General features: G+C 67.3%; 20 protein-coding genes and 1 pseudogene. 8 read left to right on the forward strand and 13 right to left on the reverse strand.

Annotated elements, in window-relative coordinates; translation table 11 throughout:
• Positions 1-203: 203 nt before the first annotated feature.
• Positions 204-737 carry a gluconokinase gene (locus QE393_RS04090; protein ID WP_273809053.1) on the reverse strand — a complete coding sequence of 178 codons (534 nt, stop codon included), beginning with the start codon at positions 735-737 and terminating at the stop codon, positions 204-206.
• 185 nt (positions 738-922) lie between these two features.
• Between QE393_RS04090 and QE393_RS04095 the strand changes: the two genes are divergently transcribed.
• A complete protein-coding gene (locus QE393_RS04095; RefSeq protein WP_273809054.1) occupies positions 923-1939 on the forward strand; it encodes a LacI family DNA-binding transcriptional regulator in 1017 nt (338 codons plus the stop codon).
• A 505-nt stretch (positions 1940-2444) separates the two neighbouring features.
• On the opposite strand, the gene QE393_RS04100 is transcribed toward QE393_RS04095, so the two are convergent.
• From QE393_RS04100 to QE393_RS04120, 5 genes are all read right to left on the reverse strand, one after another.
• A complete protein-coding gene (locus tag QE393_RS04100; protein WP_310042238.1) occupies positions 2445-2918 on the reverse strand; it encodes a GNAT family N-acetyltransferase in 474 nt (157 codons plus the stop codon).
• A 53-nt stretch (positions 2919-2971) separates the two neighbouring features.
• Entirely contained in the window at positions 2972-3298 is a 327-nt protein-coding gene (locus tag QE393_RS04105) for a hypothetical protein (protein ID WP_273809056.1), read from the reverse strand.
• 16 nt (positions 3299-3314) lie between these two features.
• Positions 3315-3971, reverse strand: coding sequence for a DUF2726 domain-containing protein (locus QE393_RS04110; RefSeq protein WP_273809057.1), 657 nt, complete (start codon positions 3969-3971; stop codon positions 3315-3317).
• A 70-nt stretch (positions 3972-4041) separates the two neighbouring features.
• Complete coding sequence (locus tag QE393_RS04115) at positions 4042-4419, reverse strand: lysozyme inhibitor LprI family protein (RefSeq protein ID WP_310042241.1); 378 nt, start codon at positions 4417-4419, stop codon at positions 4042-4044.
• 54 nt (positions 4420-4473) lie between these two features.
• Entirely contained in the window at positions 4474-5430 is a 957-nt protein-coding gene (locus QE393_RS04120) for a LysR substrate-binding domain-containing protein (RefSeq protein WP_310042242.1), read from the reverse strand.
• A gap of 104 nt (positions 5431-5534) precedes the next feature.
• On the opposite strand from QE393_RS04120, the gene QE393_RS04125 reads away from it, so the two are divergent.
• Both QE393_RS04125 and QE393_RS04130 read left to right on the forward strand, forming a co-directional pair.
• A complete protein-coding gene (locus QE393_RS04125) occupies positions 5535-6437 on the forward strand; it encodes a DMT family transporter (protein ID WP_273809060.1) in 903 nt (300 codons plus the stop codon).
• Between the two features lie 22 nt (positions 6438-6459).
• Positions 6460-7356 carry a DMT family transporter gene (locus tag QE393_RS04130; protein WP_273809061.1) on the forward strand — a complete coding sequence of 299 codons (897 nt, stop codon included), beginning with the start codon at positions 6460-6462 and terminating at the stop codon, positions 7354-7356.
• 16 nt (positions 7357-7372) lie between these two features.
• On the opposite strand, the gene QE393_RS04135 is transcribed toward QE393_RS04130, so the two are convergent.
• The 3 genes and pseudogenes from QE393_RS04135 to paoA all read right to left on the reverse strand — a co-directional run bounded on the left by QE393_RS04135 (position 7373) and on the right by paoA (position 11252).
• Positions 7373-9595, reverse strand: a complete 2223-nt coding sequence (locus QE393_RS04135; RefSeq protein ID WP_273809062.1) for a xanthine dehydrogenase family protein molybdopterin-binding subunit — start codon at positions 9593-9595, stop codon at positions 7373-7375.
• 10 nt (positions 9596-9605) lie between these two features.
• Complete coding sequence (locus QE393_RS04140; RefSeq protein WP_310042245.1) at positions 9606-10586, reverse strand: xanthine dehydrogenase family protein subunit M; 981 nt, start codon at positions 10584-10586, stop codon at positions 9606-9608.
• Positions 10583-11252, reverse strand: a pseudogene (gene paoA, locus QE393_RS04145) (aldehyde dehydrogenase iron-sulfur subunit PaoA). The gene QE393_RS04140 and the pseudogene paoA overlap by 4 nt, the downstream one beginning before the upstream one ends.
• A 317-nt stretch (positions 11253-11569) precedes the next feature.
• Between paoA and QE393_RS04150 the strand changes: the two are divergent.
• Genes QE393_RS04150 through QE393_RS04160 form a run of 3 tightly spaced genes read left to right on the forward strand, consistent with a single transcriptional unit; the run spans position 11570 to position 15305 of the window.
• A complete protein-coding gene (locus QE393_RS04150; RefSeq protein ID WP_133859726.1) occupies positions 11570-12100 on the forward strand; it encodes a (2Fe-2S)-binding protein in 531 nt (176 codons plus the stop codon).
• Positions 12097-13083, forward strand: a complete 987-nt coding sequence (locus tag QE393_RS04155; protein ID WP_273809066.1) for a xanthine dehydrogenase family protein subunit M — start codon at positions 12097-12099, stop codon at positions 13081-13083. Before QE393_RS04150 ends, QE393_RS04155 begins: the two co-directional genes overlap by 4 nt.
• On the forward strand, positions 13080-15305 hold the full coding sequence (locus QE393_RS04160; RefSeq protein WP_310042248.1) for a xanthine dehydrogenase family protein molybdopterin-binding subunit: 2226 nt from the start codon (positions 13080-13082) through the stop codon (positions 15303-15305). Before QE393_RS04155 ends, QE393_RS04160 begins: the two co-directional genes overlap by 4 nt.
• Before the next feature lie 287 nt (positions 15306-15592).
• Here the strand turns inward: QE393_RS04160 and QE393_RS04165 are convergent, their stop codons facing one another.
• The 4 genes from QE393_RS04165 to purM form a co-directional block, all read right to left on the reverse strand.
• Positions 15593-15772 carry a hypothetical protein gene (locus tag QE393_RS04165; RefSeq protein ID WP_273809068.1) on the reverse strand — a complete coding sequence of 60 codons (180 nt, stop codon included), beginning with the start codon at positions 15770-15772 and terminating at the stop codon, positions 15593-15595.
• 334 nt (positions 15773-16106) lie between these two features.
• The gene (locus QE393_RS04170; RefSeq protein WP_273809069.1) at positions 16107-16820 is read right to left on the reverse strand and encodes a DUF3108 domain-containing protein; all 714 of its coding nucleotides are present in this window, start codon (positions 16818-16820) and stop codon (positions 16107-16109) included.
• Between the two features lie 15 nt (positions 16821-16835).
• On the reverse strand, positions 16836-17504 hold the full coding sequence (purN, locus tag QE393_RS04175; RefSeq protein ID WP_310042249.1) for a phosphoribosylglycinamide formyltransferase: 669 nt from the start codon (positions 17502-17504) through the stop codon (positions 16836-16838).
• The gene (purM, locus tag QE393_RS04180) at positions 17501-18562 is read right to left on the reverse strand and encodes a phosphoribosylformylglycinamidine cyclo-ligase (RefSeq protein WP_273809071.1); all 1062 of its coding nucleotides are present in this window, start codon (positions 18560-18562) and stop codon (positions 17501-17503) included. Before purM ends, purN begins: the two co-directional genes overlap by 4 nt.
• A gap of 285 nt (positions 18563-18847) precedes the next feature.
• Between purM and QE393_RS04185 the strand changes: the two genes are divergently transcribed.
• A complete protein-coding gene (locus QE393_RS04185; protein WP_273809072.1) occupies positions 18848-19936 on the forward strand; it encodes a DUF2066 domain-containing protein in 1089 nt (362 codons plus the stop codon).
• A gap of 97 nt (positions 19937-20033) precedes the next feature.
• Positions 20034-20738 carry a DnaA regulatory inactivator Hda gene (hda, locus tag QE393_RS04190; RefSeq protein WP_273809073.1) on the forward strand — a complete coding sequence of 235 codons (705 nt, stop codon included), beginning with the start codon at positions 20034-20036 and terminating at the stop codon, positions 20736-20738.
• Positions 20739-20744 lie beyond the last annotated feature (6 nt).

The raw sequence follows: 20744 nt of genomic DNA on the forward strand, positions 1-20744 counted from the left end.
GGCGCCTCTCCTATTGTTGTTGTGGGCGTTGTAAGAGCCTATTCAAAGTCTGCTGCGCGTCGGCCAAACTGCGTTGAAAAGGCCTTCGGAATGCTCATTTACCACTCGTAAACTCCGCTTCCTCAGGCATTTTCGCCTTGTTTGGCTCTAGCTCGCGAGACTTTGAACAGACTCCAAGGGTTGGAATGGGTAGCGCTGTCTCGTCAGGCCGGCTGGGCCAGGCGCGCCGCGGTGTTCCACCAGGCCGACACCTGGGTGCCGATGGCGGGCAGGGTGTCGCCTGCGTCCACTACCAGCGTAGCCGGTTCACCGTAGGGTGCTTCGAGGGCGGCGAACTGGCTGTCGATCAGACTCGCGGGCATGAAGTGGCCCGGACGATTGGCGACGCGCTGGGCGGCGGCCTCGCGGGTCAGTTCGAGAAAGACGAAGCCGAGACCGGGCACGGCCTGGCGCAGCTGGTCGCGATAGCGGCGCTTGAGCGCGGAACAGGTGAGCACCGGGCGTTCGCCCGCGGCCACTGCAGCGGCCAGTTCTTCACCGAGGCGGGTCAGCCAGCCGGCGCGATCCCCATCATCGAGGGGGATGCCGGCGCTCATCTTGGCGATGTTGGCGGCGGGGTGGAAGGCGTCGCCTTCGATCAGGCGGCCACCGTCCTGCTCGGCAATGGCCGCGCCGACGCTGCTCTTGCCGCAGCCTGAGACGCCCATGACCACCAGCGCGGGTATGGGAGTGTTCATCGTCACCTCCGGTCTGGAGACAGCGCTACCCCGAAAAGCGAAAAGGCAGCGGCTTCCAGTTCTTGTCGATCTTGTTGGGCCGAATGCCGACGCGGTCCAGAAGGCCACGCCAGGCTTGTAGTGTCTGCTGAGACAGCGCTACCTTAGGCGCGTTCTCCGTCTCTGACAAGCCTGAAACCATAACAATGAATCGAACGGGTTCTCGTAGTTCCGGTCGGCCCACCCTTACCGAGGTGGCGCTGGAAGCCGGTGTTTCCCCCATCACGGCCTCGCGTGCCCTGCGCGGTGTCGCCAGCGTGGCGCCCGAGCTGGTCACCCGCGTGCAGGAAGCTGCCGCGCGTCTTGGCTATGTCACCAATCCGGCCGCCCGTGCCCTGGCCTCGGCCCAGGGGCATTCGGTGGTGGTGCTGGTCCCCTCGCTGTCCAACCATCTGTTCATCGAGCCGCTGGAAGCCATTCACGAGGTCCTGCGCCCTCGTGGCCTGGAAGTGCTGATCGGCAACTACCACTACGACCCCGTGGAAGAGGAGAAGCTGATCCGCAACTACCTGGCCTATCAGCCCCGGGGACTGCTGCTGACCGGCTTCGACCGTACCGACGCCGCACGCCAGCTGCTGGCTGCCAGCGGGGTGCCGCGGGTGCACATGATGGAGCTGGATCCGGCGGGGGCGGTGCCCAGCGTCGGCTTTTCCCAGCACGCCGCCGGCGCCGCCGCGGCGCGGCATCTGCTGGCGGCCGGGCGCAAGTGCCTGGGTTATGTCGCTGCCCAGCTCGACCCGCGTGCGCTGGCCCGGGGCGAGGGCTTTCGCGAGGTGCTGCGCGCGGCGGGCTGCTATGACCCGAGTCTGGATGTGCTGGATCCGCAGCCGTCGTCCGTGGGGCTGGGCGCCCGGCAGTTCCGCGAGCTGCTGGCCCGCCGGCCGGATGTCGACGGCCTGTTCTTCTGCAACGACGACCTGGCCCAGGGCGCGCTGTTCGAAGCGCAGCGGCTGGGCATCGCCATCCCCGAACGGATCTCGGTGCTGGGCTTTAACGACCTGCCCGGCTCGGCGCATACCGTGCCCCGGCTGACCTCCATCCAGACCCCCCGCGCCGCGGTAGGGCGCCAGGCCGCAACCCTGTTGCTGGGACTGCTCGACGGCCGCAGCCAACCGACCTGCGTGGACCTCGGATTCGAGTTGGTGAGTCGGGAGAGTGTGTAGGGCTAGTCGCTCGCGTCGGATCATCGCGGCCATGGGCCGCTCCTACAGGTACCGATCTCTCCTGTAGGAGCGGCCCATGGCCGCGATAGGACAGTTACTCGCATTAGGTGTCGATGTCTCCATTGGGAGCAGCTTTCTTATCGCCTGAGCCATCGAAAACGAGCATCCGCTCCAAGCGCCCGCTCCCCCTCCTGGGAAGGGCGGGTGCGAGGCAAGTCCTTGTGGCGGGCTCCCCGTGGAAAAGGCTACGCCGTTTTCCACGCTACGGCGCTGCGTGGATCTGGGATTCGAGTTGGTTAGTCGGGAGAGTGTGTAGGGTCCCCGTCGAAGGCTCATGGCGGGGCTTCGATCCGGCGGTGTTGGGCTTCGCTGCGCTCAGCCCAACCTACAGGGTCCTGCGCGGTGGCCGCCGACCGCTCCGCTAACCCCCTCTCCCCCTGGGAGAGGGCTGGGGTGAGGGTGCTGGTCCATCGCACTCATGGCCGCGATCGCGCAGCAGCCAACCCTAACGCAACGCCTTGGCCAGAATCCGCGATTGCCCCTGGAAATCCTGGCGGGCATAGAAGGCCTGGGCGTCCTCGTTGAACTCCATCACCTCCAGGCGCAATTCGTCGACATCGTTGTCCCGGGCCCAGGCTTCCACGGCGTCCAGCAGCCGCGCACCCAAGCCCAGCCGTCTGTGGCTGGCAGACACCACCAGGGTGCCGATCCGGCAGAGGATCAGCGGCTGCAGAAAGGAAATCGAGCGGGTATCGGACAGTCGAGCGGTGACGAAGCCGACCAGTTCGTCGCTGGCGTCAGCGACAAACAGCATCCCGTCTTCCGGCTCCAGCTGGGCAGCCCAGTAGTCCTGGTCGCGCCAGCCGCCGGAAGGCTTGGCGAAGGTCGCCGGGGCCTGCCGGTGATGCTGCTCGGCGAGCTGTTCGGCCAGCCGGCAGATGGCGGCAAGATCGGTGACGAAGGCGGGACGGATACGCAAGAGCGGTGCTCGCAAGAGAATTCAGCCGTTCACCTTACGCCGCGCGGATCGGGTCAGGAAGCCTCTGCGTCCAGCTGCCGGTACCAGTCGGCATAGGGGGTGTTCCTGGCCATCCGCCGGTTGTAGTCGGGCGCGCCGTCGGTCCACCATACTGGTCCGCGCTCCCCCAGGGCGTGCTTGGCGGCGTCCACCGCGGCGCGTGCCCTGCGCAGGGCGGCCTCGTCACCCTGACGCTTGGTTACGCCCACCTGGCGGCGCGCATCCATGAGCTCATGGGTCAGCATGTCGCGGCGGTCGGCGGGCAGGCTGGGATCGGTGCACCGCCAGAGCCGGCCCCTGACTACGAAGTAGCGTCCGTCCGGAGTAGTGGGATAGCGCATCGCAGGGGCCCCTTGGTCAGTCGTCGATGTCGAGCAGGGCGCGGCAATCCGGGTAGTTCGAGCAGGCCCAGAATTCCCGCCCCTGGTGGCGACCGCTGCGTGCGCGACGGCGGACCATGGGCGCCTGGCACTCCGGGCATTCCGGCGTCAGCGCCTGGCTAGGGGCCGCTACCCGAGTGCGCGGACGGCGCCCGCCGAACACGGCGTCACGCACGGCAGTGGCGGAATAGCGCGCCGCCGCCGGAATCTCCACCAGCCGCAACTGGGCGGCCTCGCACACCGCGCGGACGAAGCGATCACGCTGCTGGCGATGGCGCTGCAGGTGCGACCTGTCGTTGAGTTCGACCACGGCATGCACGGCGAGGTCGTCACGCCGGCAGATGGCGAAGTCGAAGTGCTTGCAGTTGATGCGGTTCTGCGCGATCAGATAGCGGCGGCGGTCGCGCAGCGGCAGGGTCTGGACCACATCGGCGATGCGCACCTTGCCGAACACCCGGTAGTCGTCGCCCACGGCTTCGTCGAGTACCGCGAGAAAGGCCTGTTCGGCGGGGGTGAAGAGGGCTTCGACCTGGCGGTAGGGAAAGGCGGCCTGGCGCCGGCGCTGCCACCACCACAACGCCCCCAGAAGCAGCAGTCCGGCCGGGACCAGCAGGGGCAGGTAACGCTCGTACATCTCGAACTCCAACAGCGGGGCGCCATGATAGTGACTTCCGGCGCCGGACAGCAGCGGTGGCGACGAAGCGTCAGTCGCGCTGCGGTAGCTGCCGTTGCAGATCGTCCAGCCGCAGCAGGGTCACCGACTTCAGACAACTCAGATACTGCAGCTGCTGCATGGCGCCCTGGAAACCACGCGTCGCGGTGGCGCAGCGGGGTGCGCGGTCGTCCTGCCAGAGTTGTTGCAGACGTTCGAAGGCGGGTCGTTGCGCAGCGGAGAGACCCGCCAGCCGGCGACCGTAGACGTCGGCCAGCCGGGCTTCCGCCGCGGCCAGATCCTCGGCGGCGCAGACCGCCAGCTGCGCCTCGCTGCCCTGGCGATCGCAGGCGGCCGGGACCTGTTCGGCGGCCAGGGCGGTGGTCGAGAGCAGTAGGGCGAGCAGGGCGAACAGGCGACAGGTGATCATGCAGGCTGACTGTTGCAGGGGCAGGCCGCCTAGACTGCCGTAAAAGGACAGTCCTCACCAGGCGCCGCCGGTCTCCTGCAGCTCGCCCTGGGTCTCGCGGAATTGGCGGATCTGCACCAGCAGCCAGTCGATCCAGCGCTGTACCGGCGCTTCCACCGGGCCCTTGGGCAACACCAGGAAGTAGGCCTGGGCCGACAGCTGGTTGAACCGATCCGGCAGCGGGCGGACCAGCGCGCCGCTGGCCAGCAGGCGCTGGGCCAGCACGCAGCCGCCGAGCGCCACGCCCTTGCCGGCCGCCGCCTGTTGCAGGGCCATGCCGCTCAGTGAATAGCGCGGACCGCGCAGACTGTCGCCCAGGGGCACCTGCTGGCTGGCGAACCAGTCCTGCCAAGCGTTGGACCGGCTGCTGGGGCGTCCCGAACGCCAGCCGCCAGGCCATTCGGCATGCAGCAGCGGATAGTCCAGTAAGGCGGCGGGCTCAGCCAGCGGCGCCGGGATCAGCGCCGGGCTGCACACCGGAAAGATCCATTCGCGCAGCAGCAGGCGGGTCTCGCCGTCCTGCCAGTCGCCCCGGCCATAGCGGATCGCCGCCTGGGCGCCGCCCTCGGTGCCCAGTGGCACGATGGCGGACGAGGCGTCGAGAAAGACCTCGATATCCGGATGCTGGCGCTGGAAGTCTTCCAGCCGCGGCAACAGCCATTCCTGGCCGAAGGTGGGCGGTGCGCTGACGGTCAGGACGCTGCTCTTGATCCGTGCCCGGGCGACGGCGCGGGTCAGGCCATCCAGGTGCGGCGCGATCTCAGCGGCCAGGGCGCGCCCCTGGGCGGTGAGCCGCACGCCCTGGGGCAGGCGCTCGAACAGGGTCTGCCCCAGTTCCTCCTCTAGAAGGCGGATCTGCCGACTGATGGCCCCGGCGGTGACGTGCAGCTCGGCCGCCGCCCTGGCGAAATGCTGATGCCGGGCAGCCGCCGCGAAGGCACGCAGGGCATTGAGGGGGAGGGCGATGGTCATGGCAGCCTTAGTTTTCCTGAGCCTGACGCCCATTAAACATCGTTTGTCCGACCTGTTCAGCCACCGTCATCCTGCAGGCTCACTTTTTTCCTGGAACGATGCCCATGCGCAAGGAGCTCGATCTCCCCGCCGTGCTGGTCATGCTGGTGCTCTGCCTGGTCTGGGGCCTGCAGCAGACGGCGATCAAGGCCATCGCCGAGCAGGTGGACCCCTTGCTGCAGATCGGCTGGCGTTCGCTGCTGGCGGCCGGGCTGCTCTATGGCCTGGCGCGCTGGCGCGGCATCCGCTGCCTGGGCCGCGACCAGACGCTGATTCCCGGCCTGCTCGCCGGGTCGCTGTTCGCCCTGGAGTTCCTCTGCATGGCGGTGGGCCTGAAATACACCAGCGCCGCGCACATGGTGGTATTCATCTACACGGCGCCGCTGTTCGCCGCCTGCGGCCTGCACTGGCTGGTGCCGGGCGAGCGGCTGTCGGGGCGCCAGTGGCTGGGCATGGTGCTGGCGGCCAGTGGCGTGGTCTGCGCCTTCCTGGTCGGCAAGCCGAGCGGCGGCACCAGCTGGCAGGGCGATCTGATCGGCCTGGCCGGCGGCGCCGCCTGGGGCGCCACCACGGTGCTGATCCGCCGCAGCGCCCTAGCCGAGGCGCCGCCGCTGCGCACGCTGTTCTATCAACTCGGGGTGACCGGAGTGGTGCTGCTGGCGCTGGCCCTGCCGCTCGGCAAGCGGCTGGACCTGGCCGCGCTGGATTCCCTGGCCTGGTCGAGTCTGGCCTTCCAGGTGTTCATCGTCGCCGGCATCAGCCTGCTGGGCTGGTTCGTGCTGCTCAGTCGCTATCGCGCCGCCCCCCTGGGCGTGCTGACCCTGCTGACGCCGCTGTTCGGGGTGCTGATGGGGATCTGGCTACTGGGTGAAACCCCGGGTCCGGGATTTCTCGCCGGTGCGGCCCTGGTGCTCAGCGGTCTGCTGGTCGTCAGCTATCCTTCCCGCTCGCGAGCCGCGTCCCGCTGACTCGCCTGGCCCTGAGCGTCCGATGTCGTCCACTTCGCTAAATCCCTGGTTGCTGCGCCTCATCCCCCTGGTGTTCCTGGCCCTGTGGTCCGCCGGTTTCGCCGTGTCCAAGGTGGGCCTGGCCTATGCGCCCCCCTTCACCCTGCTGGCGATGCGCTATGCGCTGGCCTTCAGCGTGCTGCTGATCGCCTTCCTGGTCCTGCGCCCGCCCCTGCCGCGCAGCCGACGGGAATGGGCGAATCTGGCGGTGGTGGGGTTTCTGATCCAGGGCGTCTATTTCGGCATGAGCTATGGCGCCCTGGTGATGGGTGCCTCGGCCAACGTGGTGGCCATGGTCGCCTCGCTGCAGCCGATCCTGGTGGCCCTGGGCGCCCCCCTGCTGGTGGGCGAGCGGGTGGCGCCGCTGCAGTGGCTGGGGCTGGCGCTGGGACTGCTCGGCGCCATCGGGGTGATCCTGGCGCGCGCCAGCGTCGCCGTGGAGTCCCTCTTCGGCATCTGCCTGGCGGTGGGCGCCTTGCTGGGCATGACCAGCGCGGTGCTCTACGAAAAGCGCCTGGGCGTGGCCCAGCACCCGGTCACCAACAACCTGGTGCAGTACAGCGTCGGCCTGGCGTGTTGTGCGCCCCTGGCGCTGCTGTTCGAGCACAGCCCGGTGCACTGGGCGCCGGCTTTCATCGGCGCTCTGGCCTATCTGGTGCTGGCCAACTCGCTCCTGGCCATCAGCCTGCTGGTGTGGATGATCCGCGCCGGCGAGGCGGCCCGGGTCAGTGCGCTGTTCTTCTGCGTCCCACCGGGCGCCGCCCTGAGCGCCTGGCTGCTGTTGGGTGAAACGCTGCCACCCCTGGCCTGGGTGGCCATGGTCATCGCCATCGGCGGGGTGCTGCTGGCGACACGGGCGGGCGGCAAGGCGGCGCGCTGAACCGCGCCGCCTGCGGCTAGGCCGTCTTGAGCCCGGCCAGCACCTTGTCCACCGTCAGCGGATAGTCGCGGATGCGCACCCCGCAGGCGTTGTAGACGGCGTTGGCGAGGGCGGCCCCGGCGCCACAGATGCCCAGCTCGCCGACGCCCTTGATCTTCAGCGGATTGGCCTTGTCGTCCACTTCCGGCAGGAAATGGGCTTCGATGGCCGGGATGTCCAGGTGGCAGGGGTAGTGGTAGTCGGCCAGGTCATGATTGACGAAGTGGCCGTGGCGGGTATCGATCACTCCGTCTTCGTGCAGGGCGCTGCCCACCCCCCAGATCATCCCGCCGAGCATCTGCGAATGGGCGGTCTTCTCGTTGAGGATGCGCCCCGCGGCGAACACCCCGAGCATGCGCCGCAGGCGGATCTCGCCGGTGAGGGCGTGCACCCCCACCTCGGCGAAGAAGGCTCCGTAGCCCTGCTGGGAATAGTCCTTGAGCGTCTGCCCCGGCTTGATCTCGCCGATGGCCTGGAGATCGTGCTCGCGCGCCAGTTCGGCGAGGTCGCGACTGCCGTTGTCGGCGATCAGCCGACCGCCGACGAAGCGGGCGCTGGCCGGGTCGATGCCCGCCGCTTGCGCCGCCTTCAGGCGCAGATTCTCGCAGGCGACATAGACCGAGGAACCGGAACTGGCCGCCCCGAAGGAGCCGCCGGAGCCGGCCCCGGCCGGATCGTCGCTGTCGCCCAGCAGCACCTTGACCCGCTCCACCGGCAAGCCGAGCGACTCGCCGGCGATCTGCGCCAGGATGGTGTAGGTCCCGGTGCCGATGTCGGTCATCGAGGTCTTTACCGTGGCCGTGCCATCGGCCTCCAGGCGTACCCCGGCCTGGGACGGCCTGAGCATGTTGGCGCGACTGGCCGCGGCCATGCCCATGCCGATCAGCCAGTCGCCGTCACGCACCTGGCCGGGCTTGGCATTGCGCCGGTTCCAGCCGAAGCGGCGGGCCCCGTCCTGCATGCACTCCACCAGCTTGCGGGAGGAGAAGGGGATATGCTTTTCCGGGTCCCGGCTGGGTTCATTGCGGATGCGCAGCTCGATGGGATCGAGAGCGAGCATGACCGCCAGTTCGTCCATGGCGCTTTCGCTGGCGAGCATCCCCACGGCTTCGCCGGGCGCCCGGCAGGAGCCGGACTCGGGCAGATCCAGCTCGACCATGCGGTGCGCCACCAGGCGGTCATCGCCGGCATAGAGGGTGCGCGAGGACAGACCAGTGGGTTCGTAGTAGGTCAGGCCGCGAGCGGAATGGGACCAGCCCTCGTGGGCCATCGCCTGGATACGGCCATCGCGGTCGGCGCCCAGGCGGATGCGCTGCACGGTGGCCGAGCGGTGATCGGTGATCTGGAACATCTGCTGGCGGGTGAGGGTGACCTTGACCGGCCGACCGATGGCGCGGGCGGCCATGGCGCCGATCAGGGCGTCGGCATAGATCGGCAACTTGCCGCCAAAGCCGCCACCGATATAGCGCGCCACGATCCGCACCTTGTCCTTGGGCAGCTGCAGGGTATTGGCCACGCAACTCTGCGCCTGCTCGACGAATTGGGTGGAGCAATAGATCGTCACCCGGTCGCCGTCCCACTGGGCGAGGCTGGCGTGGGGCTCCATCTGCGCGTGGATGTGGTAGGGCGTGGTATAGCGCTCGTCGAGCTTGATCGGCGCCCGGGCAAAGGCGGCATCCACATCGCCGGAGGCGGTGTCGGTGGGCTGATCGGCATCCGGCGGCTTGACCGCCTGGCCGAGGTTGGCGGCCAGGTCGAAGACGCCCGGCTCGGCCGCGTAGTCGATCTCCACCAGGGCCGCCGCCAGGCGCGCCTCCTCGAAGGTCTCGGCCACCACGAAGGCCACGGGTTCGCCGAAATAGCGCACCTGGTCGCTGTCTAGGTAGGGCTTGGGCCGGGTGAAGCGGCCGCTGTTGTCCGGCTCGCGGGCGGCCTGGCGCGGCGCATTGCGATAGGTCAGCACGCTGAGCACCCCCGGCGCGCTTTCCGCAGCCGAGGTGTCCAGGCGCCGGATGCGGCCCTTGGCAATGGTGGCGCCGACGATGAAGCCATAGGCGACGCGGTCGTTGCGGAATTCGAAGCTGTAGGGCGCCTGGCCGGTGACCTTGAGCAGGCCGTCGACGCGATCGATGGGCTTGCCGATCAGGCCGCCGCGATTCTCATCGATCAGGTTGCGGCCAGCGGGTTCATTCATTTCCATGCTGCTGTCCTCAGGCCTGTTGGCGAGCGTAGGCCACCCCGGCGCGCAGGATGCGACGGGTCAGCTCGAGTTTGAAATCGTTGTGGCCATAGCCACGGGCTCCGGCGAGCAGGGCATCGCCCACGGCCGCCAGATCGCTGTCCACGGCCTGGCCGGCAAAGGCCCGGTCGGCCGCCGCCACCCGCCAGGGCTTGTGCGCCAGGCCGCCGAACGCCGCGCGACCGCTGCGGATACGCGTGCCGTCCAGTTCGACGATGGCGGCCATGGACACCAGGGCGAAGGCATAGGAGGCACGATCACGCACCTTGCGATAGACCTGGATGCCGGGCGGTGGCGGTGGCAGGGTCACGGCGGTGATGAGTTCGCCGGGTTGCAGCACCGTCTCGATCTGCGGGGTGTCACCGGGCAGGCGATGGAAGTCGGCGATAGGAATGCGCCGGGTGCGGCCAGTGGCTTCCCGGGTTTCCACCGTGGCGTCCAGCACCCGCATGGCCACTGCCATGTCGGAGGGATGCACGGCGATGCACTGGTCGCTGGCGCCGATCACCGCGTTCATCCGATTGAAGCCGCTCAGGGCCGCGCAACCGCTGCCGGGTTGGCGTTTGTTGCAGGGCATGGCGGTGTTGTAGAAGTAGGAGCAACGGGTGCGCTGCAGGAGGTTGCCGCCGGTGGTGGCCTTGTTGCGCAGTTGCGCCGAGGCGCCGGCCAGTAGCGCGCGGGAGAGCACCGGATAGCGCTCCCGTACCCGGGCATCGGCGGCCAGGGTGGAATTGCGGACCAGGGTACCGATGCGCAGGCCGCCCTCCTGGGTGGCGCTGATCTGGTCCAGCTGCAGGCGATTGATGTCCAGCACCTGGCTGGGCGTTTCGATCTCCAGCTTCATCAGGTCCAGCAGATTGGTGCCCCCGGCGATGAAGCGACTGCCCGCCTGGACGCCCTGGCGGCTGGCATCGGCTTCGGTCTGCACGCGTCGATAGTCGAAGACTCTCATGCCTGGCCCCCCGCCATCTGGATGGCCGCGACGATGTTGGGATAGGCGCTGCAGCGGCAGAGGTTGCCGCTCATGCGCTCGCGGATCTCTTCCTCGCTCAGCCGCATCGGCCCGTCGAGACTCGCGGAGACGTGACTGGGCATGCCAGCCTTGACCTCGTCCAGCAGGGCCACCGCCGAGCAGATCTGCCCTGGGGTGCAATAGCCGCACTGGAAACCGTCCTTGGCCAGGAAGGCCGCCTGCATGGGATGCAGGCGCTCGGCGTTGCCCAGGCCTTCGATGGTGGTGATGGTGTCGCCTTCGTGCATGGCCGCCAGGCTCAGGCAGCTGTTGATGCGCTGGCCGTTCACCAGCACCGTGCAGGCGCCGCACTGGCCATGGTCGCAGCCCCTTCTTGGTGCCCGTGAGGTGCAGGTTCTCGCGCAGGGCATCGAGCAGGGTGGTGCGGCTGTCGACCTTGAGCCTGCGCGCCTCGCCATTGATCTGCAGGGTCAGCGGCAGCAATTGCGGCAGCCGCGCGGCGATGGCCTGGGGCGTCAGGGGCGCGCCGCCACTGGCCTGGGCGAAGGTGTAGCCGGGAATGGCGCTGGTCGCCACCAGCACCGCGGAGGTGCCGAGAAACTGCCGTCGCGACAGGCGCCAGCGTGCATCGGAGTCGGAAGCCATGGTTGGATTCTCATCGTTAGGGGCACATCACGGGAGTTCTGATGACTACCCCGGTGGCAGTGGGGTTCAGGCCACTGGGCTGCTGGCACGAACAGGCGCCATACCGAATGTGTCCTGTCCCTGGAGAGAGGCTCTGGATCGGCACTCTCACCATTTCGCTGAGCGGCTTTCAACGTTACGTTGAATACCGTTGGGCAGGGGTGCTGAACCGGTTCTGGTCGGGGACAGTCCCTTACCTGAGGTGGCCCTTCGCTGCTACCGCCTATTCCGACCACGGGGGCAATCTGCACCCCGCGGCTTTAACCGTGAGGTCCGCCATGAACGCCACCCCCGCGCGCCAGGTCCAGCCCCTGGCCGAACCCGAGTCCCATACCATCGCCCTGACTCTCAACGGCAAGCAGCTGCAACTGGCCGTGGAGCCCTGGACCACGCTGCTCGATCTCTTGCGCGACCACCTCGACCTGACCGGCACCAAGAAGGGTTGCGACCATGGTCAGTGCGGCGCCTGTACCGTCCTGGTCAATGGCACCCGTATCAACAGCTGTCTGGCCCTGGCGGTCATGCAGGATGGCGCCGAGGTCACCACCGTCGAGGGCCTGGCCCAGGGCGACCAGCTGCACCCCATGCAGGCCGCCTTCGTGGCCGAAGACGCCTTCCAGTGCGGCTATTGCACGCCTGGCCAGATCTGTTCGGCCATCGGCATGCTCAAGGAAGGCCACGCCCACAGCGAGGCCGAGGTAGCCGAGCAGATGAGCGGCAACCTCTGCCGCTGCGGCGCCTATCGCAACATCCGCGCCGCCATCGAGCGGGCGCGTCCGGATTGCCAGCAAGGGGAGGGCCGCGAATGAACCGCTTCGGTTATGCCAAGCCCAACGCCGTGCCCGATGCCATCCGCCAGCATGGCCCCCAGACCCATTTCATCGCCGGCGGCACCAACCTGCTGGACCTGATGAAGGAAAACGTCGAGCGCCCCGAGCAACTGATTGACGTCAACGGCCTGCCCTTGCGCGAGGTCGAGACCACCTCCGAAGGCGGCCTGCGCATCGGCGCCCTGGTCAAGAACGCCGAGGTGGCCTACCACCCCGAGGTGCAGCGTCGCTATCCGCTGCTGGCCAAGGCCATCCTTGCCGGCGCTTCCCCGCAACTGCGCAACATGGCCTCCACCGGCGGCAACCTGCTGCAGCGTACCCGCTGCTACTACTTCTATGACGTGGGCACTCCTTGCAACAAGCGCGAGCCCGGCTCCGGCTGCGGCGCCCGTGAAGGACAGAATCGCATCCACGCCATCCTCGGCCACAGCGAGCAGTGCATCGCCACCCATCCTTCGGACATGTGCGTGGCCCTGGCTGCGCTGGAAGCCCGGGTCGAGGTGAGCGGTCCGAACGGCGAGCGGGTCATTGACTTCGCCGACTTCCATCGGCTGCCCGGCGATACCCCCGAGCGCGATACCAACCTCGCCGCCGACGAACTCATCACCGCCGTGACCCTGCCAGCCGAAAGCCTGGCTGCCCACAGCGCCTACCTGAAGATCCGCGACCGCGCCTCCTATGCCTTCGCCCTGGTCTCGGTGGCGGCAGCGCTGGAACTGGATGGCGAGCGTATCAGGCAGGTCCGTGTCGCCCTGGGCGGCGTAGCCCACAAGCCCTGGCGGCTGCCGGAGGCCGAGCAGGCGCTGGTCGGCCAGGTGGCGGACAAGGCGGCCTTCGGTCAGCTGGCCGATCGCCTGCTGCAGGGCGCCCAGGGTTTTGCCCATAACAGCTTCAAGATCGAACTGGCCCGGCGCGCCATCGTGCGTGCCCTTACCGAAGCCGCCGGAGGTACCCTGCAATGACCGTCGTCCATCTGCAAAAAGCCGTTCCCCGCGTCGATGGTCCGCTCAAGGTCACCGGCCAGGCGCTCTATGCCGGCGAATTCAGCGTGCCGGATCTGGCCTTTGGTTTCGTGGTCAACGCCACCATCACCAAGGGTCGCCTGCTCGGCCTGGACGTCAGCGAAGCCCTGGCCCAGCCGGGCGTGATCGAGGTGCTCAGCCATCTCAATCGACCCAAGATGGCCAGCTACGACGAGAGCTATACCGACATGGATGCGGCTGACGGCAAGCCTTTTCGGCCGCTGTACAACGACCGCATCCTCTACAGTGGCCAGCCCATCGCCTTGGTGGTGGCCGAGACCTTCGAGGCCGCGCGTCACGCCGCCTCACTGATCCGCGCCCACTACAGCGAAGAGGAGCACGCCACCGACCTGGCCCAGGCTCGCGACCAGGCCCACGAAGCGCCCATGGAGTTGCCGGAGAATCGGGGCAATGCCCCAGCAGCCTGGGCCGCGGCGCCTACCCGCATCGAAGCCGAATACCACTCCGCGGCGGAATTCCATAACCCCATGGAGATGCACGCGTCCACCGTCATCTACCACAAGGATGGCAAGCTGACGGTGCACGACAAGACCCAGGGCGTGCAGAACAGCGCCCAGTTCGTCAGCAGCATCTTCGGGCTGGGCGAGGGCGACGTGAAGGTCATCTCGCCCTTTGTCGGTGGCGCCTTCGGTTCCGGCCTGCGTCCGCAGTACCAGCTGGTGCTGGCGACCATGGCCGCGCTGCAGCTCAAGCGCTCGGTGCGGGTCACCCTGACCCGCCAGCAGATGTTTACCTTCGGCTATCGTCCCGAGACCTATCAGCAGATCAAGCTGGCTTGCGACAGCGACGGCAAGCTGCAGGCCATCGACCATAGCGCCCTCGGCATCACCTCGCGGTTCGAAGACTTCACCGAGATGGTGCTGGTCTGGTCGGCATCGCTCTATGCCTGCCCCAACATCAAGCTGGCCTATCAACTGGCCGCGCTGGACGTCTACACCCCGCTGGACATGCGCGCCCCCGGCGCGGTGCTGGGCGTCTATGCGCTGGAAAGCGCCATGGACGAACTGGCCTATGCCGCCGACATCGATCCGCTGGAATTGCGCATTCGCAACTTCACCGATACGGATCCGGCCAAGGGCAAGCCCTATTCCAGCAAGGAATTGCTGGAATGCTATCGCCAGGCGGCCGAGCGTTTCGGCTGGGAACGGCGCAGCATGGCGCCGCGCTCCATGCGCGACGGCAACCAGCTGGTGGGCTGGGGCATGGCCACCGGGGTCTGGGAAGCCATGCAGCAACCCGCCACCGCCAAGGCGGTGATGAACATCGACGGCAGCCTGGTGGTGGCCAGTGCCACGGCCGACATCGGCACCGGCACCTATACGGTGATGACCCAGATCGCCGCCGAGAACCTCGGTCTGCCGCTGGACAAGGTGACCTTCAAGCTCGGTGATTCCACCCTGCCCAAGGCACCCCTCGAGGGCGGTTCCTTTACCGTGTCCTCGGTGGGCACCGCCGTGAAACTGGCCTGCGATCAGCTGCGTCAGCAACTGCTGGATGCGGCCAAGGAAATGGATGATTCGCCGCTGGCCAAGGCGGAGCTGGAGCAGGTGGTGTTCGCCGATGGCGGCATCAGCCTCAAGACCGATCCGGCCCGGCGTGTCGACTTCACCGCCATCCTCAAGGCTTCGGGGTCGCCGTCCATGGAAACCCTGGCCAGCGCCGAGCCAGCGGAAGAGCGCGACAACTACGCCACCGGTACCCACTCGGCGGTGTTCGTCGAGGTCAAGGTCGATGAAGACTTCGGCAGCGTCCAGGTCAGTCGCGTGGTCACCGCGGTGGCCGCCGGTCGCATCCTCAATCTCAAAACCGGCGAGAACCAGGTGGCCGGTGGGATCGTCTGGGGCATCGGCATGGGCCTGCAGGAAGAGGGGATGATGGACACCCACGAAGGCCGCTGGATGAACCACAGCCTCGCCGAATACCACTTCCCGGTGCAGGCCGACATCCAGCAGCTGGACGTGATCTTCGTCGAGGAGCACGACGAGATCGTCAATCCGCTGGGCGCCAAGGGCATCGGCGAGATCGGTATCGTCGGGGTGGCGGCAGCCATTGCCAACGCCATCTTCCACGCCACCGGCAAGCGGGTCCGGGATCTGCCCATCACCCTGGACAAGGTCTTCGCCGACGAGTTGCTGCGCTGACCCAAGGTTGGGCTTGTTGGGCTTCGACGTTGGGGCTGTCTCAACCCAACCTGCGACGCTGTTGGTTGGGTCGAGCCCGGTGAGGCCCAACACCCGCGCCGGACTACCCCTCTCCCCCTGGGAGAAGGCTGGGGTGAGGGGTGCCGAGCACAATGTTGAGCCAGATGATGTTGGGCTTTACCCGCTCAACCCAGCCTACCCCAACTCCTCGTTCCACCCTGGAACGAAAAAGGCCCGCCTCCAAGAGACGGGCCTTTTTCAGGCAGTCGGTAAAAAGGTCTTTCGACTCACTCGGCGTGCGACGCGCCTTCGTGTTCGATCTGCTCCTTGTACTGCAGGGCATCGGCTTCGCTCTGGTAGACGCCGACCAATTCCCCTTCCTGTTTCACGTCCCACAGATGCATGCCCAGGCCACGGGCTTCGCGGGACATATGGTCTTCGTCACGTTCAGTTACGGTAATGGTCATGCTGTATCTCCTTGGTCGAGCCCGCACTACGGCAGGGCTTGAAAACCCATACTAGAGCGTTTCGCTTCAGGACCAAGGCGTATCTCGGCAACAAGTCGTTACAACTTCTGCGACAATCTGTCGCGCCCGCGATTGTCGTCCTGTGGCCATGGACCGCTCCTACGGGATCCGCAAGGGTGTAGGAGCGGCCCATGGCCGCGATAGGCGCAGATGGACATTGCCCGAGAAGCGCTGCTGGGTACTTACTCGCCTGCCGCGAGCGGCAGCTGTCACGCCTGCTTGGGCGTACGAAAGAAAACGCCCTCCGAAGAGGGCGTTCCGCTTGCCGCCAGGATCAGTTGGCGCCTTTCACCGTGCGCCCGTTGACCGAGCCTTCCTTGAGGCTGGTCTGGTATTCCTTGCCGTCGCTCTCCTGCTGGTAGAGACGTACCAGCAGATAGTCCCAATCCTTGGCGAACCACAGTTCGGTCTTGCGGCTGCTCTTGGTGGGATCACGCACGCGCTCTACCTTAATGGCATCGAACAGACCCAGCGGGGTGCGGATCCGCTCCGGACCGATGACGCGGAAGTCGTAGGTGTCGATGCTGTCACCGTCGACGATCTGGTAGCTCATGCTCTTCTTGCCGTCGGCCACGTCCTGCTGCAGCTTGAGCTGGTAGGTCGACTTGTCCAGCAGACCACGATCCAGTGGCAGGCTGACCGGATCGTCCTTGTCCTTGCCGGTGACCTTCTTGGCGGCCCAGTCGAAGGTCAGTTCGCTCTCGCGGCTCTTGCCCAGCCCGCTGCGCTTGTACTGGTAGGTGTCCGGCAGGAAGGCTTCGCCTTCGCGGCGGAAGGTGCTGGATTCGTTGAGGCCGGCGACCAGCATGGAGGCTTCGAACTTCAGCTCCCAGCGACCATCGGTTTCTTTCTCCAGCGAGCGTTCGGCCGAGCCGCTGACCGGCATCTGCTTCCAGTCGGCGGTGTAGCTGGCCGTGAACGGCTGCAGGTCGAAGGCGAAGGCCGAGGCGCTGCAGAGGGTGGCCAATAGGAACAACAGACGTCGCATCAGTTTCTCCTTGGATCAAGAAAGGGAGGCCGCGGCCGTCAGTGACGGCAACGTGGCCCCGGTAGGCGGCAATGCCTCGCCATCGAGCTCGGCACCCAGGGTACCCAGCCGCAGACGACCTTCGGCGAACAACCGCACGGCCACAGGATAAAGGAGGTGCTCGGCGGCGTGTACCCGTGTCGCGAGGCTCTCCGCCGTGTCTTCGGCCCGCACTGGCACCCGCGACTGCAGGACGACCGGACCGCCATCCAGTTCTTCGGTGACGAAGTGCACGCTGCAGCCGTGCCAGGCATCGCCGGCGTCAAGGGCGCGCTGGTGGGTGTGCAGGCCCTTGTACAGTGGCAGCAGCGAGGGATGGATATTGAGCAGGCGACCCTGGTAGCGCCGCACGAAGGCTGGCGTGAGGATGCGCATGAAGCCGGCCAGGACAACCAGATCAGCGCCCTGGGCATCGATGGCGGCCGCCAGGGCCGCATCGAAGCTGTCGCGATCGCCGTGGTCGCGATGGTCGATGACCCGGGTGGCGATCCCCGTCTGGCGGGCCCGCTCCAGGCCATAGGCCTCGGCGCGGTTGGCGATCACCGCGGCGATCCGCACCGGTGGTGTAGCGGCGTCGATCAGGGCTTGCAGGTTGCTGCCGTGGCCGGAGATGAGCACCACCACGGCGCAGTCGGCAGAACTCATCCGTGCTGTTTCAGATTGTTCAGCACGACCTGGTCGGCGCCCTCGGCGGCCTGTTCGATACGGCCGATGACCCAGGGCTGCTCGCCCTCGGCACCCAGCACCTGCAGGGCGCCTTCGACCTGATCCTGGGCCACGCAGATGACCATGCCCACGCCGCAGTTCAGCACGCGGTGCATCTCGGTCTCGTCGACGTTGCCCTGCTGCTGCAGCCAGTCGAACACCGCCGGACGCTGCCAGCTGGCCACGTCGAGCACCGCCTGGGCGCCCTCGGGCAGCACGCGCGGGATGTTGTCCAGCAGACCGCCACCGGTGATGTGGGCCATGGCCTTGACCGCGCCGGTGTCCTTGATCAGCTTGAGCAGCGGCTTCACATAGATGCGGGTGGGCGCCATCAGCAGTTCGGTCAGCGGCTGGCCGTCGAGCTGGATGTTCTCGATGTCGGCGCCGGCCACCTCGATGATCTTGCGGATCAGCGAATAGCCGTTGGAGTGCGGCCCGGAGGAGGGCAGGGCGATCAGGGCGTCACCGGTGGCCACCTTGGAACCGTCGATGATCTCGGACTTTTCCACCACGCCGACGCAGAAGCCGGCCAGGTCGTAGTCTTCGCCCTCGTACATGCCGGGCATCTCGGCGGTCTCGCCACCCACCAGGGAGCAGCCCGCCTGTTCGCAACCGGTGCCGATGCCGGTCACCACCTGGGCGGCGACGTCGACATTGAGCTTGCCGGTGGCGTAGTAATCGAGGAAGAACAGCGGTTCGGCGCCGCAGACCACCAGGTCGTTGACGCACATGGCGACCAGGTCGATGCCGATGCTGTCGTGCTTGGCCAGGTTCATGGCCAGGCGCAGCTTGGTGCCGACGCCGTCGGTGCCGGAGACCAGTACCGGCTGGCGATAGCCTGCCGGGATCTCGCACAGGGCACCGAAGCCCCCCAGGCCGCCCATGACTTCCGGGCGGGCGGTGCGCTTGGCGACGCCCTTGATGCGTTCTACCAGAGCCTCACCGGCGTCGATGTCTACACCGGCGTCCTTGTAGCTCAGCTGGGGTTGTTTGCTCATGAATCCTGGCCTTTGGCTAATGGCGAAACGAGCCGGCTGGCGCCAGCCGGCAATGAGGCGGGCGATTTTACCAGAAGCCGTGCCAAAGCACGCGGCCCGCCGCGGCCTCCGGTCCGGGTGGCGATGGCACCCGGCCAGCTCGCCGTGGTCTGAGCCTGGTCGCCCATCCGTTCGCCGGGCGGGCAGTCTCTGCGGCTACCTTCTGCGCAGCCCGCGACCCAGTGCCCTTGCTCGCGGATCGGGCGGCTTTTAAGGTATGCCCCTTGCCCTTTCTATGGAATCGCCATGCGCCGTCTCGTCCTTCCGTTGCTCGCTTCGCTGCTGGTCCTGAGTCCGCTCGCCCGCGCCGAGGTGGTGGACAACCTTTACCAGGTCCGCGAGCCGGTGACCTCGCAACAACCGGACGAGCGCAATGCCGCCCTCAAGCGCGCTCTGCAGGTGCTGGCCGGACGCCTGACCGGTAATCCCCAGGCCGGCCAGACCCCGGGTCTCGCCAGTGCCCTGGCGGCGCCCGAATCCCTTATCAGCCAGTACAGCTATGACGCCGGCCCGCCGGAGGTGCTGGTGGCCAACTTCGACCCGGCCGCTACCGAGCGTGCCCTGGGCCAGGCGGGGCTCTCGGTGTGGGGCGCCAATCGTCCGGTGGTGATGATCTGGTGGCTCAACGACGCCGACAGCGGGGCGGCCCTGGTGGGTGATGGCCAGCCCGCCAGCACCGGCGTCCAGCGTGGCGCCCAGCGCGCCGGCCTGCCGATCCGCCTGCCGTTGGCCGATCTCAACGAGCAACTGGCCGGCACTGCCGCCAACATCGACGCCAACGACCCGACCGCCCTGCGCCAGGCCTCCGAGCGCTACGGCGCCAATGCCCTGCTAGCCGTGCATGCCAAGCCCCAGGGCAACGGCTGGCAGGCCCAGTGGCGCCTGTGGAACAACGGCGCCGCGGAGCAGGGCAGCAGCCAGGCGGCCGATCAGGACGCCCTGGCTGCCGCGGTACTGCAGGACGTAGCCGCGCGCCTGTCGAAGAAATTCGTTTCCCGTCCGGGCACCACCCAGCCGCTGACGCTGGTGGCCGACAATTCCAATTTCGAGCGCTATGCCCAGCTGCAGAAAGTCCTGGAGCCCCTGTCGAGCCGCCTGGTCAAGGTCGAGGGGACCCAGCTGACCTACGACCTCACCGCCAATCCGGACCAGTTGCAGGCGCAACTCGGTCTCGCCGGACTGCAGCCCGCCTCGGCGCCGGCCGCCCCTGCCACTCCGGCACCGGCGACTCAGGGGGTACCCGTCGACGCCACGGCCACGCCGAGCGCGCCTACGGCCCAGCCGGCCCCATCCGCTCAGCCAGCGCGTACCACCCTGTATTTCCGCTGGCCATGAGGACCAGCGCCCAAGACTGAAGCGGCTGCTGCGAGGGACCGGGGATTTGGTTAGACTTGGCGCCCTCGCGAAACTGCCAAGAGCCGTTCGAGCTGGCATGATGCCTTTACAGCTGCCCCTGGGCATTCGTCTGCGTGACGACGCCACCTTCGTCAATTACTACCCTGGCGCCAATGCCGCGGCGCTCGGCTATGTCGAGCGTCTCTGCGATGCGGATGCCGGCTGGACGGAAAGTCTGATCTATCTCTGGGGTGGCGCTGGCGCCGGTCGCAGCCATCTGATGCAGGCCGCCTGTCACCGCCTGGAGGAACTGGGCGAGCGCGCCATCTACCTGCCCATGGGTGAACTGGCCGACTACGGCGTCGAATTGTTCGACAACCTCGAGCAGTGCGAACTGGTCTGCCTCGACGATCTCGATGCCCTGGCCGGCCAGCGGCGCTGGGAGGAGGCGCTCTTCCACCTGTTCAATCGCCTGCGCGATGCCGGCAAGCGGTTGCTGATCTCCAGTACCGCTTCGCCGCGGCAATTGCCGGTGCAACTGGCCGATCTCAAGTCGCGACTAACCCTGGCGCTGGTCTTCCAGTTACGTCCGCTGTCCGACGAAGACAAGCTGCGCGCCCTGCAGCTGCGGGCCTCCCGCCGCGGCCTGCACCTGACCGACGAGGTCGGCCGCTTCATCCTCTCGCGCAACACCCGCAGCATGGATGCCCTGTTCGACATGCTCGAACGCCTGGATCAGGCCTCGCTGCAGGCGCGACGCAAGCTCACCATTCCCTTCGTCAAGGAAATCATGAGCTGGTAGCCGCGC

The organism is Pseudomonas sp. SORGH_AS_0211, assembly GCF_031453455.1.
Lineage (GTDB): Bacteria > Pseudomonadota > Gammaproteobacteria > Pseudomonadales > Pseudomonadaceae > Chryseomonas > Chryseomonas aestiva.

What these genes read in the sequence shown, in the direction of transcription:
- QE393_RS04110 (WP_273809057.1), bottom strand. Translation starts at nt 3,971, where the DNA reads ATGTACGAGCGTTACCTGCCCCTGCTGGTCCCGGCCGGACTGCTGCTT.
- QE393_RS04160 (WP_310042248.1), top strand. Translation starts at nt 13,080, where the DNA reads ATGACCGTCGTCCATCTGCAAAAAGCCGTTCCCCGCGTCGATGGTCCG.
- QE393_RS04105 (WP_273809056.1), bottom strand. Translation starts at nt 3,298, where the DNA reads ATGCGCTATCCCACTACTCCGGACGGACGCTACTTCGTAGTCAGGGGC.
- purN (WP_310042249.1), bottom strand. Translation starts at nt 17,504, where the DNA reads ATGAGTTCTGCCGACTGCGCCGTGGTGGTGCTCATCTCCGGCCACGGC.
- QE393_RS04120 (WP_310042242.1), bottom strand. Translation starts at nt 5,430, where the DNA reads ATGACCATCGCCCTCCCCCTCAATGCCCTGCGTGCCTTCGCGGCGGCT.
- QE393_RS04130 (WP_273809061.1), top strand. Translation starts at nt 6,460, where the DNA reads ATGTCGTCCACTTCGCTAAATCCCTGGTTGCTGCGCCTCATCCCCCTG.
- QE393_RS04095 (WP_273809054.1), top strand. Translation starts at nt 923, where the DNA reads ATGAATCGAACGGGTTCTCGTAGTTCCGGTCGGCCCACCCTTACCGAG.
- QE393_RS04135 (WP_273809062.1), bottom strand. Translation starts at nt 9,595, where the DNA reads ATGGAAATGAATGAACCCGCTGGCCGCAACCTGATCGATGAGAATCGC.
- hda (WP_273809073.1), top strand. Translation starts at nt 20,034, where the DNA reads ATGATGCCTTTACAGCTGCCCCTGGGCATTCGTCTGCGTGACGACGCC.
- QE393_RS04140 (WP_310042245.1), bottom strand. Translation starts at nt 10,586, where the DNA reads ATGAGAGTCTTCGACTATCGACGCGTGCAGACCGAAGCCGATGCCAGC.
- QE393_RS04125 (WP_273809060.1), top strand. Translation starts at nt 5,535, where the DNA reads ATGCGCAAGGAGCTCGATCTCCCCGCCGTGCTGGTCATGCTGGTGCTC.
- QE393_RS04115 (WP_310042241.1), bottom strand. Translation starts at nt 4,419, where the DNA reads ATGATCACCTGTCGCCTGTTCGCCCTGCTCGCCCTACTGCTCTCGACC.
- QE393_RS04150 (WP_133859726.1), top strand. Translation starts at nt 11,570, where the DNA reads ATGAACGCCACCCCCGCGCGCCAGGTCCAGCCCCTGGCCGAACCCGAG.
- QE393_RS04185 (WP_273809072.1), top strand. Translation starts at nt 18,848, where the DNA reads ATGCGCCGTCTCGTCCTTCCGTTGCTCGCTTCGCTGCTGGTCCTGAGT.
- QE393_RS04155 (WP_273809066.1), top strand. Translation starts at nt 12,097, where the DNA reads ATGAACCGCTTCGGTTATGCCAAGCCCAACGCCGTGCCCGATGCCATC.
- purM (WP_273809071.1), bottom strand. Translation starts at nt 18,562, where the DNA reads ATGAGCAAACAACCCCAGCTGAGCTACAAGGACGCCGGTGTAGACATC.
- QE393_RS04165 (WP_273809068.1), bottom strand. Translation starts at nt 15,772, where the DNA reads ATGACCATTACCGTAACTGAACGTGACGAAGACCATATGTCCCGCGAA.
- QE393_RS04170 (WP_273809069.1), bottom strand. Translation starts at nt 16,820, where the DNA reads ATGCGACGTCTGTTGTTCCTATTGGCCACCCTCTGCAGCGCCTCGGCC.
- QE393_RS04090 (WP_273809053.1), bottom strand. Translation starts at nt 737, where the DNA reads ATGAACACTCCCATACCCGCGCTGGTGGTCATGGGCGTCTCAGGCTGC.